General features: G+C 40.1%; 16 protein-coding genes and 1 riboswitch. Of the genes, 13 read left to right on the forward strand and 3 right to left on the reverse strand.

All coding sequences use genetic code 11. The annotated features are described in order from the left end of the window. Positions 1 to 25: 25 nt before the first annotated feature. Positions 26 to 505, reverse strand: a complete 480-nt coding sequence (locus tag JFU50_RS16760; protein WP_201186205.1) for a GAF domain-containing protein — start codon at positions 503 to 505, stop codon at positions 26 to 28. A 153-nt stretch (positions 506 to 658) separates the two neighbouring features. On the opposite strand from JFU50_RS16760, the gene refZ reads away from it, so the two are divergent. Beyond that, on the forward strand, positions 659 to 1,303 hold the full coding sequence (refZ, locus tag JFU50_RS16765; RefSeq protein WP_056529403.1) for a forespore capture DNA-binding protein RefZ: 645 nt from the start codon (positions 659 to 661) through the stop codon (positions 1,301 to 1,303). A gap of 14 nt (positions 1,304 to 1,317) precedes the next feature. On the opposite strand, the gene hisJ is transcribed toward refZ, so the two are convergent. Continuing rightward, positions 1,318 to 2,121 (reverse strand): histidinol-phosphatase HisJ, encoded by an 804-nt coding sequence (gene hisJ, locus JFU50_RS16770; protein ID WP_201186202.1) that lies wholly within the window; start codon positions 2,119 to 2,121, stop codon positions 1,318 to 1,320. Positions 2,122 to 2,289: 168 nt separating this feature from the next. On the opposite strand from hisJ, the gene ezrA reads away from it, so the two are divergent. The 7 genes from ezrA to rarD all read left to right on the forward strand — a co-directional run bounded on the left by ezrA (position 2,290) and on the right by rarD (position 11,438). Next, positions 2,290 to 3,984 (forward strand): septation ring formation regulator EzrA, encoded by a 1,695-nt coding sequence (gene ezrA / locus JFU50_RS16775; RefSeq protein ID WP_201186201.1) that lies wholly within the window; start codon positions 2,290 to 2,292, stop codon positions 3,982 to 3,984. Between the two features lie 334 nt (positions 3,985 to 4,318). After that, entirely contained in the window at positions 4,319 to 5,467 is a 1,149-nt protein-coding gene (locus JFU50_RS16780; protein ID WP_201223387.1) for a cysteine desulfurase family protein, read from the forward strand. Then, positions 5,464 to 6,675 (forward strand): tRNA uracil 4-sulfurtransferase ThiI, encoded by a 1,212-nt coding sequence (gene thiI, locus JFU50_RS16785; protein WP_201223389.1) that lies wholly within the window; start codon positions 5,464 to 5,466, stop codon positions 6,673 to 6,675. Before JFU50_RS16780 ends, thiI begins: the two co-directional genes overlap by 4 nt. A gap of 82 nt (positions 6,676 to 6,757) precedes the next feature. Continuing rightward, the gene (locus JFU50_RS16790; protein WP_056529390.1) at positions 6,758 to 6,964 is read left to right on the forward strand and encodes an alpha/beta-type small acid-soluble spore protein; all 207 of its coding nucleotides are present in this window, start codon (positions 6,758 to 6,760) and stop codon (positions 6,962 to 6,964) included. Between the two features lie 134 nt (positions 6,965 to 7,098). Next, a complete protein-coding gene (gene mbcS / locus JFU50_RS16795) occupies positions 7,099 to 8,682 on the forward strand; it encodes an acyl-CoA synthetase MbcS (protein WP_201223391.1) in 1,584 nt (527 codons plus the stop codon). A gap of 145 nt (positions 8,683 to 8,827) precedes the next feature. Continuing rightward, on the forward strand, positions 8,828 to 10,429 hold the full coding sequence (locus JFU50_RS16800; protein WP_201186198.1) for an amidohydrolase: 1,602 nt from the start codon (positions 8,828 to 8,830) through the stop codon (positions 10,427 to 10,429). Between the two features lie 79 nt (positions 10,430 to 10,508). After that, on the forward strand, positions 10,509 to 11,438 hold the full coding sequence (rarD, locus tag JFU50_RS16805; RefSeq protein WP_201186197.1) for an EamA family transporter RarD: 930 nt from the start codon (positions 10,509 to 10,511) through the stop codon (positions 11,436 to 11,438). Between the two features lie 162 nt (positions 11,439 to 11,600). Here rarD and JFU50_RS16810 read toward each other — a convergent pair whose 3' ends face one another. Continuing rightward, a complete protein-coding gene (locus JFU50_RS16810; RefSeq protein ID WP_201223393.1) occupies positions 11,601 to 12,428 on the reverse strand; it encodes a protein-glutamine gamma-glutamyltransferase in 828 nt (275 codons plus the stop codon). Between the two features lie 221 nt (positions 12,429 to 12,649). Continuing rightward, positions 12,650 to 12,759, forward strand: a riboswitch (TPP riboswitch). A 131-nt stretch (positions 12,760 to 12,890) separates the two neighbouring features. Between JFU50_RS16810 and JFU50_RS16815 the strand changes: the two genes are divergently transcribed. The 5 genes from JFU50_RS16815 to JFU50_RS16835 are packed head-to-tail and all read left to right on the forward strand — an operon-like array spanning position 12,891 to position 16,486. Continuing rightward, positions 12,891 to 13,895, forward strand: coding sequence for an ABC transporter substrate-binding protein (locus tag JFU50_RS16815; protein WP_309558004.1), 1,005 nt, complete (start codon positions 12,891 to 12,893; stop codon positions 13,893 to 13,895). Positions 13,896 to 13,906: 11 nt separating this feature from the next. Then, positions 13,907 to 14,191 (forward strand): thiamine-binding protein, encoded by a 285-nt coding sequence (locus JFU50_RS16820; protein WP_053347303.1) that lies wholly within the window; start codon positions 13,907 to 13,909, stop codon positions 14,189 to 14,191. Beyond that, positions 14,188 to 14,970, forward strand: coding sequence for an ABC transporter permease (locus JFU50_RS16825; RefSeq protein ID WP_201186194.1), 783 nt, complete (start codon positions 14,188 to 14,190; stop codon positions 14,968 to 14,970). Before JFU50_RS16820 ends, JFU50_RS16825 begins: the two co-directional genes overlap by 4 nt. Further along, complete coding sequence (locus JFU50_RS16830; protein ID WP_057219336.1) at positions 14,954 to 15,697, forward strand: ABC transporter ATP-binding protein; 744 nt, start codon at positions 14,954 to 14,956, stop codon at positions 15,695 to 15,697. Before JFU50_RS16825 ends, JFU50_RS16830 begins: the two co-directional genes overlap by 17 nt. 18 nt (positions 15,698 to 15,715) lie before the next feature. Continuing rightward, a complete protein-coding gene (locus tag JFU50_RS16835; RefSeq protein WP_201223395.1) occupies positions 15,716 to 16,486 on the forward strand; it encodes a TatD family hydrolase in 771 nt (256 codons plus the stop codon). Positions 16,487 to 16,503 lie beyond the last annotated feature (17 nt).

Here is a 16,503-nt window from a genome sequence, read left to right on the forward strand (position 1 = left end):
CATGGATTGCCGCTCCCTTTTTACTCTATAAACGCTTGGTTAGGATGTCCGCGAATTTCTCGAGTCCTTGCTGATCCACTTCGTCAAATCGGTTCGTAATTGGGCTGTCGATATCAAGAACGGCAATTAGTTTGCCCTCCTTCATAAGGGGTATGACAATTTCAGAACGTGATGCAGCATCGCAGGCAATATGTCCTGGGAACTGATGGACATCATCGACGCGCAAGGTTTTTTTTGTGGCCGCTGAGGTCCCGCATACGCCTTTGCCCATTGGAATGCGGACACAGGCTGGAAGGCCTTGGAAAGGTCCTAGCACCAATTGGTCTTCTTCAAGTAAATAGAAGCCGACCCAGTTAATCTCAACGAGAAATTGATTCAGTAAAGCAGCGGCATTACTGAAATTGGCTATCTGATTTGGTTCATCTTCTATTAAGGCAAAGAGCTGTTTTTGGACAAGTTCATAGTTTTTTTCTTTTTTTCCTTGATACATTTCGACATTAAACAAAAGGGTTCACCTGTCTTCCTCATATTTTTACAGTACTTTCTAGTCAAGCCTATTGATTGGAGAGAAATTGTCGAGAACTTACTAAAGGATTCAAGCTCTTCAATGCAGAAATAGTCCACAAGACTTGTCTCAAAGAAAGCGAGGGATTGCCTAATGAATCGCCAGACGCCAACGAAACAAGCTATTGTGGAAGCTGCTTTACATTTATTTCATTTAAAAGGCTATCATGCGACATCCATACGGGATATTGCGAATAAAGCGAAAGTGAATGCTGCTAATATTGCTTACTATTTTAAAAATAAGCAGGGGTTGCTAGAATTCTGCTTCACTTCCTATTTAGAAGAGTATATTCTCGTCCTTGAGACGAACATGACGCTGCTGGATCATAAAGGTCCAAAGCAATGCTTGATGAATTTGGTAAAGGATATTCTTACATTCCAAAGAGAAAACTTCCTGGCAGCTCGATTTATATATGGAGAATCTTCACTCGATTCAAATTTAAACCGGGAAATTCATTCTACTTATTTTACAAAGGAAAAGTCTTATTTTCAATATGTTTTGGAACAAGGCATTAAAAGCAGAAGTTTTCAGTCGGTCTCTATCCCCTTGTATATGCTGCAACTAAAGGGCCTGCTCTCGGCTCCGGTCCTGCATACCCATTATGCGATGGAGGTCCTTCATGTGTTCCCACAGGAAGCCTATTACACAAATTTATATGCTGAGGAAGTCGCTCGTTTTCTGCAAGATACATTATTTATTGCCGAAGACCTCCAGCCCCTGCTTGCGGGACGGGCCTGAAGTGTTTACGTGATTTACCCGTTGAATTCTGGAATCAACGATTCAAATCCCTGGCCTAAATCTTTAGCCTGGTGTGCATCGGAACCATAAATAAGCGGGATGCCAAGGTCTATGGCACGCTTTGCAAACCGTTCAGGAGGATAGGGCTCACGGCATAGCGGCTTTACGAACCCTGCTCCATTATAATCAAGTGCATATTGTTGTTCATTGATCATATCCAATACCCTGTAAACACGGTCGTCAAAGCTTTTTGCAGGTGGGTATCGGTGCTGGAATTTATGAACAAGTGTAATATGTCCTATCCTTTTTGGCTTATAGATGCCTAGGTCAGCTGTGATTGATTTCTCTAAGGTATCGTAATATTTGGCATAAACCGCTTCGATGGAACCTAGTTTATTGGCAATCTCACCAAACGCATCATCACTGAAATCGATGCAATGCCAGTTGCTTTCCTGCTTTATGAAATGGACGGAAAGAATGCTGTCATCAATGAATTCGCCGAATTCATTGAGAAAATCTTTTGTTTCAGTTTCATAACCTTCTATAAAGTCAACCTCTAGACCACTTTTGATCAGGATTTTGTCTTTATAGTGTTCTTTCAGGACGCGGAGCTCTTGAAAGTAATCTAGGAGCATGGAAGCTTCCATACCGCTGTCTTTTTCAGGTGTTGGATCTTGAAAATTTCGTGGCAAAGGAGCATGTTCTGTAAATGTGATTTCCTTTAATCCTAGCTCAATTCCCCGCGTAATATATTCATCGAATTTGTCCGTAGAGCCGTGTGGGCAAAACGGAGTATGTACATGTCTGTCAGCTTTCATGGCCATTCCCTCCCAAAAACCCGGTATTTTGTAGCAATTTTCCACAAAAAAATCTTTTTCTCATCAAAAATTATTGCTAACATGGTATCATAAAAGCATTAAATTTAACATTTTTAAAATTGATATATAAAAGAGCGAGGCTGTAAGGACTAGAACAGGGGGCTTACCATGGATTACATACTTGGGATAATTGTATTAATTTTAATTTTTATTATTTGGGGTTATTTTTTCAAAAAGAGATTTTTTAAAGAGATTGATCGTCTGGAATCCTGGAAAATAAGCATCATGCACCGCCCCGTGCTAGAAGAGCTTTCTAAAGTCAAACAATTGAACATGACTGGTGAAACAGAGGAAATGTTTGAAAACTGGCGTATTGAATGGGACGCTATCATCACGGATCATATGCCGGAAGTCGAGGAGCTTTTATTCGATGCCGAGGAGTTTGTCGATAAATACCGTTTCAGCCGTTCAAAAGAGGTACAGCGGCAAATTACAGTCAAGCTGAATGAAATTGAAGAAATGATTAAAAAGATTCTGTACGAATTAAATGAACTTGTAGGAAGTGAGGAAAAGAATAGATTAGAAATTGAGGATATTAAGGAAACTTACCGTCAATTGAAGAAATCATTGCTTGCACACCGCCATAATTATGGGAAAGCTGCTGAAAAGCTAGAGGCCTCTTTGGATGAAGTATTGCAGATCCTTCAAAAGTATGAAGAAGAAACTGAAAATGGGAATTATTTGAATGCAAGGGAGCTTGTACTTTCCATAAAGGAAAAGCTTGCAGTCTTATCTGCTAAAATGGAGATGCTTCCAAAATTATTGGTTGATAGTCAATCCGAACTGCACTCACAACTTCATGAATTAAAGGATGGATATGAGGAAATGTCCGGACAGGGGTATCAGTTAAGTCATATCCAATTCGAGCAGGAGATTTCACGGCTTGAGGAAGAACTGGATCTATATAAAACACAATTGGAAAATGCTGAAACTGAAGCTGTTGATAAAGGGATTAAAGAGATGCGCGAAAGCATTGAGGTGCTTTATGACCTTCTGGAGAAAGAAGTGCTTTCCAAACAGTATGTCTTGAAAAATGATGAAGTCCTCAGGAAAACGATAAGTGACCTTGAATATGAAAACGATAAACTCAAAGTTGAGACTATACATGTTCAACACACCTATCATCTAACTGAAAATGAGTTGGATGCACAACGGAAAATGGAAAAGCAAATAGTGCAGATTTCGAAACGCCATCAATTGCTTGTCTTGAAAATGGAGGATAATGTGATGGCAAGCTCGCTTATTAGCGAAGAGATGCGAGGGCTTGCTGCACAGTTGAACGAATTGCAGGAATACCAGAAAGAATTTACTGTTAAATTACAAGCTTTAAGAAAAGATGAAATGGATGCACGTGAATCACTGGCGGAGTTGAAACGGAAAATGCTTGATACAAGCCGTTTAATTGCAAAAAGCAATATCCCTGGTCTGCCTGAAGAGTATAAAGTGGTGCTTCATGATGCAAAAGAAAGCATAGATGACGTTCAAAACAAACTTGAAGAAAAGCCGCTTGACATGGCAGCTGTTTATATCTTTTTAGAAAAAGCAGTCGAACAGGTCAATAAGGTCTACGAAAAGGCGCAAGAGCTGATTGAGCATATGTATTTAGCGGAAAAAGTGATTCAATTCGGAAATCGCTACCGCAGCAGCCACGATACCGTTGCTGATAGCTTAAGAGAAGCAGAAGCGAAATTCCGAAGCTATGAATATCAAGCTGCATTGGAAACAGCAGCCGCGGCTATTGAAAAGGTCGATCCAGGCAGCTTACGAAAAATTGGAGAGAATATAGAAGAAGTTCTTTCCTAAAAACCCGCTATGGCGGGTTTTTTCGTGTGTTTTATTAATGGTAGAACAACATAAAGTTAAGATAACTTCATATTCGTTATTCAAAATATTGACTAAAAAAAGTATAAAACGTGATAGATTTCTTGCAGAACGAGTTTTGAGAATAAAATATAATTAATGTCTATTAAAACAATATCCATACAACTCTCCTTTCGTGTTTTCACAGGTGTTTGACCAGCGTTTTACATTCTCTTTCAATTTCAATTATGGTAATATTAGAAGTCGCAACAACAACATTTGAAACGACATATAGAAGTGTGACCATCATAGATACAAAAACATGGAAGGTGAACCCATGATTTATTTTGATAATAGTGCAACAACAAAACCATATTCAGAAGTGATTGAATCTTTCATAAAGGTTTCAACTGACTATTTTGGCAACCCCTCTTCGCTTCATGGGCTTGGGGTTCAGTCAGAAAAATTGCTTTCTGCTGCAAGAAAACAGATTGCTGAATTATTAAAGGTGAAAAGCTCGGAAATTTATTTTACTTCCGGGGGTACAGAAGGAAACAACCTGGCGATTAAAGGAGCCGCTTTTTCACATGCTAACCGAGGGAAACATATTATCACGACAGCAATTGAACATCCTTCTGTAGAAGATGCATGCCATTCATTAACGAAACAGGGATATGAAATTACTTATCTTCCTGTAAATGAATATGGTCAGATAGCATTAGCAGATCTCAAACATGCTTTAAGAGAAGATACCATTTTAGTATCCGTTATGCATGTTAATAATGAAGTGGGCTCGATACAACCAATTGTTGAAATTGGAAAATTGTTGAGGGAATACCCACAGGTACTCTTCCATGTTGATAACGTTCAGGGTGCTGGAAAGATTTCTCTTTCACTGCGTGATGCTAATGTGGATTTATGTACCATTTCAGGTCACAAAGTTCACGGTCTAAAGGGAACAGGCATCCTTTATATACGTGATGGCGTCCGGATCGATCCGCTTTTTCACGGTGGCAATCAAGAGACGAAAATCAGGAGCGGTACCGAAAATGTGGCGGGAATCGTCGCTCTTTCAAAAGCCTTCCGTATTAGTATGAACAACCAGTTGCTGTATCATGATAAGCTACAGCAAATCAATAAATATTTATATAAAGGTTTGCAAGAGATGGATGGAGTACTAGTTAACAGTCCTGAAGAGGGAGCACATCATATTTTGAATTTTTCCGTTCCGGGACTCAAATCAGAAGTATTGCTTCATGCTCTTGAAGCGGATGGGATATATGTTTCGACAACTAGTGCCTGCTCTTCGAAAAAGAGAACGGTAAGCAAAACGGTAGATGCAATGTTCCATAATCAAGCTCGTTCCGAAAGTGTTATCCGAATCAGTACTACCTATAGCAATGAAATGGAAGAAGCAGAAAAAGTTCTGGCGGCGATACAGAAAATAGTCGTTAATTTAGAAAAAATAATGAGGGTTGCAAAATGAAATTTGATCATATAATTATTCGCTATGGCGAAATCTCTACGAAAAAAAGAAACCGTAAAGGCTTTGTGGACAAGATGAAGGCGCATATCCGCTGGAGTTTAAAGGATATCGAGGGCGTTGTGCTTACAGCCAATCGGGAACGGATGTATGTTCTCTTAAACGGGGTCGACCATAAGCCCGTTATTGAACGATTAAAAGGAATTTTTGGCATCCAGTCTTTAAGTCCTGCGATTAAAATTGAACGTGATTTAGAAGTGATGAAAACGGCTGCGTTATATTATCTTAATCATACTCTTGAAGAAGTGGGCACCTTTAAAATCACGACAAAACGAGCAGATAAAGACTTTCCATACAATACCGATGAAATTAACCGGGCACTTGGCGGCCATTTGCTTCGCAACACAGAAGATTTAAAGGTGGATGTAAAAAATCCGGATTTGAATCTTCTTGTTGAAGTAAGACGTGAAGCAGTGTATTTAACGGGTGAGATCATTCAGGGAGCTGGTGGTCTTCCATTTGGTTCAAGCGGAAAGGCAATGCTGATGCTTTCAGGAGGGATTGATAGCCCTGTTGCTGGATTCCTATCCATGAAACGTGGATTGGATGTAGAAGCCATCCATTTTTACAGCCCTCCTTTCACAAGTGAGCGTTCACGTCAAAAGGTAATTGACTTGGCCGGCAAGCTTGCTGAGATAAATGGCAGCATGAAAGTGCATATCGTTCCGTTTACGGAAATTCAGCTGTTAATTCAAAAACAGATTCCAGAGAACTATTCTATGACGACAACTCGTCGTTTAATGATGCGAGTAGCCGATCAAATCCGTGAAAAAGAAGAAGCAATGGCACTGATCACTGGTGAAAGCCTTGGACAGGTAGCGAGTCAGACGATGAGCAGTATGTATGCCATCAATGAGGTGACGAATACACCAATTCTACGTCCGTTGATTACTATGGATAAAACGGAAATCATCAAAATTGCCAGAGAGCTCGATACCTTTGAAATTTCCAATCTTCCATACGAAGATTGTTGCACGGTCTTTACGCCAGCAAGTCCTAAAACAAAACCGAAACGTGAAAAAGTCAATTACTATGAAAGCTTCGTTGACTTCGAATCGTTAATAGCAAAAGCGGTGTCGGACACAGAAGTATTGACGGTTACACCAGGGCAGACATTCGATAATGAAGAAGCAATGGAAGATTTATTTTAATATCCTAGAATTACCAATAAATAAGTACGAATGAAGCCATGTGTTTTAACACACTCTATAATCACAAGGAGGTGAAAAACACATGGCAAACAACAACAGCTCAAACGAATTATTGGTACCTGGAGTAGAACAAGCTCTAGAACAAATGAAATACGAAATCGCTTCAGAATTCGGCGTACAACTTGGTGCCGATACAACATCTCGCGCTAACGGTTCAGTTGGTGGAGAAATCACAAAACGCCTTGTTCAAATGGCTGAACAACAATTAGGCGGAGGATACAAACGATAATTTAATAAATATGGCTACAGAGAGCGGGTTCTTAACCCGCTCTCTTTATTTATTTGTAAAAATACATAGATATATTAGAGAAGTATCTTGTATAATGAGTAGGTACTAAGAGTTCATTATTGGAGGGGAAGCAAATGAAACGTGAAGATTTATTAGCTCCGGAACATTACAACTTAGTGAGTGAAATGGAACATTTTGCAAAAAATCCAGAAAAAGTTGCTGTACTTTGGGAAAACGAATCCGGAGACAAAAAACAACTTACATATGAGAACTTAATAAAAAGTGCAAATAAAATCGGGAATGCCTTCCAGAAAAAGGGGCTTGGGAAAGGTGATACGGTCCTTATCATCATCCCACGTTTAGTAGAAGCTTATCAAGTGTATTTAGCCGCTTTGAAAATCGGCATGATTGTCATTCCGTGTTCTGAAATGCTCCGCGCGAAGGATTTGGAGTTTCGAATCAATCACGGTGATGTAAAAGGAATTGTTAGTTATCATGAATACACTCATGAATTTGATGAAGTAAAGGGAGCGGAAAACCTTCTTAAATTCTCAATCGGAAAACAAATGGAGAATTGGCTTGATTTGAATGAGCTTGCTGACGCGGAATCTGATCAGCTGCCTATGGCAGCTACAAAGAGTGGGGATATGGCCTTCTTATCGTATACTTCCGGAACAACAGGAAATCCCAAAGGAGTCGTCCACACACATGGATGGGCGTATGCCCATCTGAAAACGTCTGCAGCAAACTGGCTGGGCATTAGTGAAGGAGATGTGGTTTGGGCAACGGCTGGACCTGGGTGGCAAAAATGGATTTGGAGTCCGTTTTTGGCGGTTCTTGGCACAGGAGCAACTGGCCTTGCTTATCACGGAAAGTTTGAAGCGAAAAAATATCTACAGTTGCTGCAGGACTATAAAGTGAATGCGCTATGCTGTACACCAACAGAATACCGTCTGATGGCCAAGGTGGATAACCTTGACGACTATAATCTATCCGATCTTCATAGTGCTGTATCAGCGGGGGAACCTTTAAACCAAAAAGTGTTTGAGGTTTTTAAAAACCATTTTCATATCGAAGTCCGCGATGGATATGGACAAACTGAAAACACACTGTTGGTAGGTGTAACAAAAGGCATGGAAATTAAACTGGGCTCAATGGGTAAACCAACTCCGGGCAATCATGTAGAAATCATTGATGATACCGGTAAGCCTTGTCCTCCTGGTGTGGTAGGGGATATTGCTGTGCATGTAAATACACCTGCTCTCTTTAAAGAATATTTTAAAGATCCAGAGCGAACAGCAAAGCAATTCCGTGGTGACTACTATATAACTGGCGATCAAGCGAAAATGGATGAAGAAGGCTATTTCTGGTTTGAAGGTCGTTCTGACGATATCATCATCAGCTCTGGATATACGATTGGACCATTTGAAGTAGAAGATGCACTCGTTAAACATCCATATGTGAAAGAATGTGCTGTTATAGCCAGTCCTGATGAAATACGCGGAAATGTGGTTAAAGCGTACATCGTGTTAATAGACGAAATAGATCCGAACAGCCCAGACTTAATTAAGACACTGCAAAAGCATGTAAAAGAATTGACAGCGCCGTATAAATACCCAAGGAAGATTGAATTTTTAGAAGAACTTCCTAAAACGACCTCCGGCAAAATCAAACGAGTAGATTTAAGGAAAAGAGAAGAGACACTTCTTAATAAATAAATCAAAATCATTACCGTCAGCCCTCCGGCTGGCGTTTTTTTAAATAACAGAGGATTTTTCAAAATCAAAAATATGGGAATTCATGAAATGAGATGTTACACTTACTGCATATTACGAAACATTTAATAAGGAGTGTAAAACGGGGATGGGAACGTTATGGTTCAATGGGTCGATTTATACGATGATAAAAGAAGAAGATCAAGTGGAGGCAGTCTTCACTGACAATGGTGTGATCGTTGATACCGGCAGGCTTGCCTATATAAAAGAAAAATATGCTGACAATATTTCCAGGGAAATCGACTTAAAAGGACAAACTATGCTGCCGGGATTAGTGGATAGTCATCTTCATTTGGTCGGGCATGGTGAACGACTGCTCCGTTTAGACCTTTCTTTGATGAATAGCCGGGAGTCCATCATGAGTTCCGTAAAGAAAAAGTGCGAAATAACACCGTCTGGAAAGTGGATTGTTGCTGAGGGCTGGAATGAAAATGAATGGCCTAGTTCTGAATTGATTCTACGAGATGAACTAGATGCCATATCTACAGAGCATCCAATCGTATTAAAACGAGTATGTCGTCATGCCCTGGTCGTTAATTCTCGTGCCCTTTTAGAAGCAGGGATTACAGAAGAAATAGAAGAACCGTCAGGCGGAGTAATCTGCCGTTATCCCGATGGGCGTCTAAATGGTTTGTTTAAAGAAAATCAGGCCCAGAACCTTGTGTTAGACCGTCTTCCCGGCATTGACCAGAGCTATATCGAAAACGCGCTTACAGAGGCCATACAAGACGCATATAAGCTTGGTTTGACTGGTGGGCATACAGAGGATCTTTTTTACTACAATGGCTTCATGCCGACTTATCAGGCGTTTAAATCGGTCATTGAGGGCCGAAACATGACCTTTCGTGCCAATTTGCTCGTTCATCACCAAGCATTTGAAGAGATGCTGGCATCCGGTGGGCGGTATCAAGAAGGCACCCGATATATTAAATTCGATAGTATGAAGATATTTACCGATGGCTCATTAGGAGGACATACGGCCCTGTTGAGTGAGCCTTATGAAGATCAACAGGATACGAATGGTGTGGCTATTTTCACTGAAAAGGAACTGCAGGAATTGGTGCAAAAAGCAAGGCAGGCTGATATGCCGATTGCTGTTCATGCCATTGGTGATCTCGCATTTGATTATGTCCTGAATGTGATTGAAGCTTTTCCACCTAAAAAGGGTCTTCGGGACCGGCTTATACATGCACAGATTGTTCGCCCAGAACTCTTGGAGCGTGCCGCAAAACTACCGGTCATCTTTGATATTCAACCAGGTTTCGTACCGTCCGATTTTCCATGGGTCGAAGAAAAGGTTTCAGCAAAATTATTGGAATCCTCTTATGCCTGGAAAACGTATTTGAAGCTGGGGATCATTTGTGCGGGAGGGTCAGATGCACCGATTGAACCATTAAATCCAATTTTGGGGATTCATGCAGCTGTTACAAGGAAAAAGATTAACAGTGATGATGAAACAGTGTACGGCATGGATGAAAGGCTGTCTGTTTATGACGCTTTCGCGCTTTATACAAAAGGCAGTGCGGCTGCGATTGGTCTTGAAAACCGGCGTGGTCAGATCATAAAGGGATACGACGCCGATTTTACCGTATTTAACCGGGATGTCTTAGCTATAGAGCCAGATGATCTTCTGAAAGTTGAAGCGGTCATGACGGTCATTGATGACCGAATAATGTATGATAAAAAATAACAGTTGCAAAACATGAAATAGGTAAGCAAAATATTAATAGGATTTCGATAAAGGAATGTAATTAGAAAGAAGGCAGGTTATGAAAATAAATGAACAAAAAGAAGGGGCGATATATGCCGCCCTTTCTTATTTAATGTGGGGAGTCGTACCAATTTACTGGAAGTTCCTTCAGGGAGTCGGTGCAATAGAGATTTTAGCTCAGCGGGTGTTATGGTCTTTCGTCTTCATGCTTGTTTTATTGATGTTTATGAAAAAATGGGGAGCATTTCTTGATTATGTCAAAAACATAATGGGAAATCCCAAATTATTCGCGGCATTGCTTACGGCATCACTGCTTGTTACAGCTAATTGGGGAGTGTTCATATGGGCTGTTAATTCGGGCCGGATTCTCGACACGAGCCTCGGCTATTATATCAATCCGCTAGTCAGTGTTTTGTTGGGAGTAATAGTCTTAAAGGAAAAATTGAGCGGGGTACAGATTGTGTCGTTCCTGCTCGCAGGAATCGGTGTATTGATACTTGGTATTCATTTCGGTACGATCCCCTGGGTCTCTCTAGTCTTAGCCATGACATTTGGGTTATACGGTCTGGCAAAAAAAATGATAAAGGCAGAATCAGCAATCGGACTGACACTCGAAACGATGATGGTAACCCCTCTTGCTCTAGGTTACTTGATATATTTGATGTTCCAATCCGAATCACAATTTTTAACCTCAGGGAGCACAAGCTTGCTGTTAGTTGGCGGTGGGATTGCCACGGCTCTACCGCTATTATATTTTGCAAAAGGGGCAGAAAAGATACCGTTATCGATGCTTGGCATTTTTCAGTATATTGCTCCAACCTTAACCTTGTTAATCGGGGTATTTGTCTATCATGAAAGTTTTACAAAAGCACATCTTTTAGCCTTTTTATTCATTTGGTCTGCCTTGGTGGTTTATACGCTTTCCATTACAAAATGGGGGAAGGCAGGGACACGTAGGTTTAAAGAAAAAAGAAACTTTGGTGCATAAAAAGAAAAAAACGCTTGAGGAAATCCATTTCCCAAGCGTTTTTTTTATAGTGATACACGTCACTCTGAAAAAAATTGTTAGTCAGTGTCGAGTTTCACAAGCTATTAAAATAAACGAAAAGTGATTCAAAATCTATATCTTTAATAAGAGAAACGGTTAATCCTACGCTAGAAAAGTTCTCGAGCCTATTTCAGAAACAATTATATTGGATAGGCAGTCATGAAGCGACACGGAGTTATTACGGGGGATATTTGGCTTGAATTGACTATAGTGGGAACTATTTATACTTACAATATGCTTTGTTAGGAACGCTGATATGATGGCATTCCACTTTCTATTGCTATTTAATTCATCGATGATTCCTTGTTGATTGGTAATCCCAATCCCATGGCCATAAAAGAGGTTTTCTCCAAGGAATATCGCATTTTCCCCTTGCCATTCTGGAGTGCTCGGGTCGTAATCTGGGTTTTTGAAGTAAACACAGTCGCCTGGTACATAACCCGTCCCTTCATGAACTCGAAGAATCAAATTCTGCGGATAGTGCCAGTCATAAAGAGTAAGGCCTGAAAAAAGACGGTCAAAATTCTTAGGACCAACCGTATCTAAAACAGCTTTTAAAAAAACAATGACTATCGCTGTCCCGCATTCGAAAGCGTAAAGACTTCCGTTAATGAAAATATCCTCAAGTGCCAGATGAGGGGGTACGCTTGGTTTAAGCTCAAATGCTCCATCTTTTGTAAGTCGCCAATATTGTTCATTGCATACAGAATCCTCGAGTATTGTAAATTCAGGATTACTCTTATCTAACGAAACGGCAGCTTTATTGACTTGCAGCCTCATCTCTATATCGAATTTAAGATCTTCCATTGTCTTATATACAAAAATATTCGGATATTTCCACATTAATTGGAGAATTTCTAATGCTTTTTCAGATATTATACCTGGTTGGATTTGACTGACATCTAACCATTTTTGATTAATTTTTATCATAATCATATCCACCTCTTGGTCACAAAATTAAATGATTAATTCAAGTAGTTCAAGAACTATCTACAGTGTAATAATAATTATTATATGAGTTGCTGAACAATACTGATCAAATTTTATTCCTATTACTGAGGATGATCAGAATGGCCCATCGTTAGAAGAAGCAAATTAGTATTCCCTTTTCTGTATGAATTGATATAATGAGAGAGAAAAGTTCATATGTGCAAGAAATGTAGGGGAGCCGGTATTGCTGGCTGAGATTGCGTCCTTAAGATGCTGACTCTTTGAACCTGATCTGGATGATGCCAGCGGAGGGAACATATTATGACTGACTTTCTGTTTTGTATGTTAACGTCCGAATTCATCCTCGGGCGTTTTTGTTTTTTAATCTATTATTTGGATGGGGACTGGCACCCAATAAAGTTTCGGCATATGGACCTTATATAATGTGTAGGAGGAAAAATAGTGAATAAATTATTGCCACTGATAACTTTGTTATTCCTTTTAGCTGGATGTGGTGCTGGCGGCACTACTGAAAAGGAAGAAGCAGGTAAAAATGAAGACAATAAAGAATTAAAAAAGGTTTCGGTTGTTCTCGATTGGACACCGAATACAAACCATACAGGATTGTATGTAGCGAAGGAAAAAGGGTATTTTAAAGAACAAGGCCTGGATGTAGAAATTATCATGCCAGGTGAGGCAGGAGCTGATAAGCTTGTGGCTTCAGGGAAATCAGAATTTGGCGTGAGCTACCAGGAGGGCATTACACAGGCTCGTGTGCAAGGCGTGCCGATTGTTTCGTTAGCGGCTGTCATCCAGCATAATACCTCAGGATTCGCTTCTCCTGTGGCTAAAAATATTAAAACACCTAAGGATTTTGAAGGGAAAACGTATGGTGGCTGGGGGTCTCCAGTTGAAAAGGCTATCATCGAATCTCTCATGACAAAAGATAATGCGGATGTAAATAAAGTGGAAATAGTAAATACAGGCGACTCGGATTTTTTCACTTCAGTGAAAAGAGATATTGATTTCGCTTGGATTTATTATGGATGGACAGGTATTGAGGCTGAATTGCGAAATGAAAAGCTGAATATGGTTTACTTAACTGATTACTCAGATAAGCTCGATTACTATACGCCTGTTTTGACCACAAATGAAAAGATGATTAAAGAGGATCCAGATACTGTTAAAGCGTTCGTAGAGGCAACTTCGAAAGGGTACCAGTTTGCGATTAAGAATCCTGATGATGCGGCAGACATTTTAATCAAGGCTGCACCAGATCTAGATAAAAAGCTAGTGAAGAAAAGCCAGAAGTGGCTTGCATCTAAGTATCAGGATGATGCTCCTAGATGGGGTGAACAAAAGCTTGAAATTTGGAAGAATTATAGTGAGTGGATGACTGAAAATAATCTTCTTGAAGGTGATTTCGATCCTGAGAAAGCATTTACCAATGAATTTTTACCACAATAGGAGGAACTACAATGGCAAACTCATTAATTAGTATACAAATTATTCCTAAAGGGGAAAATGTCATCCCCTTAGTCGATGAAGCGATCAAAATCATCGATGAATCAGGTGTCAAGTACGAGGTGCACCCGCTTGAAACAACAATGGAAGGTGAGCTTTCTGAGCTTCTGGCCGTTATAGAAAAAATGAATGTGAGAATGATTGAAATAGGTTCGCCGAATGTCATTTCCCAAGTGAAAATATTGTACCAGCCTAGCGGAATCACGATGGATACGTTAACGGAGAAATATCGGCCATGAGCGGAAGAAAGATTTGGAAGAAGGGGGCTCCCTTCTTTCTTTTATTATTGTTGCTAATAGTGTGGGAGTTAGCAACAGGCTTATTAAAGGTTGAAAAATGGCTACTTCCTGCTCCATCAGCCATTTTTATCGAGGGAATAGAGTCGTTTCATAGCCTTTTTGGACACCTTATATCAACTACTAACCTTGCATTATCTGGTTTTTTTATTGGAAGCTGTATTGGCTTAGTAATTGCTGCTCTCTTACACCTTTTTCCTGGTGTAAAAGATGCGGTTTATCCGCTTCTCATTCTATCACAAAATATTCCTATCATCGTTTTGGCGCCGCTTCTAGTCATCTGGTTTGGCTTTGGTATGCTGCCGAAGCTGATTGTGATTTCTCTCGTATGTTTTTTCCCTCTCGCTGTTGCTTCATTGGACGGTTTTCGCCAGACTCCTTATGAACTTAAGCATTATTTCAAGATGATGGGAGCAGGGAAAATGCAACTATTTTGGAAGCTAGAACTTCCTCACTCGATTCCGTTCATTTTCTCTGGACTGAAAATTTCGGCCACTTACAGTGTAATGGGGGCGGTTATTTCGGAGTGGCTTGGGGCTAAATCGGGGATAGGTGTTTATATGACGCTCGCATCCTCTTCATTTAGGACAGATCGGGTGTTTGTTTCCATTTTTATCATTATGGGACTGAGTCTTCTCTTTTTTGGAATCATTACCATACTTGAAAGATACTTTGTTTCATGGAAGAGAAAGGAGGGTGAAAAGGATGAAGCTGCAAATTAAAGATGTCTCCTATTCTTTCGATGGTAAACAGAATATTTTAGAGAATATAAATTTCTATGTGGATGATGGAGAGTTTGTAACCATCCTTGGGCCATCTGGCAGTGGGAAAAGTACATTGTTTCACCTAATCGGGGGCATTTTGAAGCCGCATCATGGCATCATTTCACTGGACAGTAAAAAAATAAATGGCTTAAAGGGTCATATAAGCTATATGCCTCAGCAGCCATCCCTTTTACCTTGGAGAACGGTATTAGAAAATGTTTTGCTAGGAAGCGAGCTTTCGGGGGTTAAAGATAAAGAAATGGCAAAAGCTCTATTGATGAAAGCCGGATTAGAAGAGTACGAGAAAGCATATCCGCACGAATTATCTGGCGGCATGAAGCAAAGAGCTGCGTTTATTCGAAGTATTTTAAGTCCACAGGAATTGATGTGCTTGGACGAACCCTTTTCTGCCTTGGATGAACTGACAAGATTGCAAATGCAAAAATGGCTGATGTCTGTTTGGGAAGAAAATCGGAGGTCGGTGCTTTTTGTTACGCATAGCATTGATGAAGCGGTTTTCCTTTCCGATAGAATATACGTGTTATCAGCAAAACCAGCAACTGTCATCAAAGAAGTTGTAGTTCCATTTCCAAGGCCAAGAAGTGAGGAACAGCTTCTTAGTGATGAATTTTTCAATTTGAAGAGAGAATTATATGCCGCACTAAAGCCAACTTTTACTACTTAAGTTAGGAGGGAATATAAAATGAAAATCATCGACAGCCATATCCATTTGGATAGGTATGATGAAAGTAAGCAGAAGCAGATTCTCACTGATATGGAAAAGGCACAAGTGGAATCCTTGCTAACTGTTTCCATGAATTTGGCCTCGTCCATAAAAAATTATCAGCTTTCCATCAAAGATTCACGTATTAAGCCTGCCTTTGGTTTTCATCCTGAGCAGTCCCTCCCAAGTGAAGAAGAAGTGAATGATTTATTGAGTTGGATGCGGGGACATAGGCACAATATGTTTGCTGTAGGTGAGGTAGGGCTGCCATATTACTTAAGGCAAGAAAATCCCAGTATAGATACATCAGAGTACATAGAGATACTTGATAGGTTCCTTGCTTTTGCGAAAGAGTTTGAAAAACCAGTTATTCTTCATGCGGTCTATGATGATGCGCCTGTTGTTTGCGACCTATTAGAGAAAAATCAAATTACAAAGGCCCATTTTCATTGGTTTAAAGGGGATATCCAAACAGTAGAAAGAATGGTCAAAAACGGGTACCACATTTCCATCACACCTGATGTTTGTTACGAAGAAGAAATACAGGAGTTAGTTTCGGTTTATCCGCTTAAGCTGATGATGCTTGAAACGGATGGCCCATGGCCGTTTGAAGGGGTTTTCAAAAGGGAATGGACCCATCCGGGCATGATGCATGACAGTGCACGTCAAATTGCGTCAATTAAAAACTTACCAATTGAGATTGTATATGAAACCCTTTATCAAAATACCAAAGATTTTTATCATATATAAAAAGGGACCAGATATTA

This window comes from Peribacillus sp. TH14, from assembly GCF_016651145.1.
Classification (GTDB): domain Bacteria; phylum Bacillota; class Bacilli; order Bacillales; family DSM-1321; genus Peribacillus; species Peribacillus butanolivorans.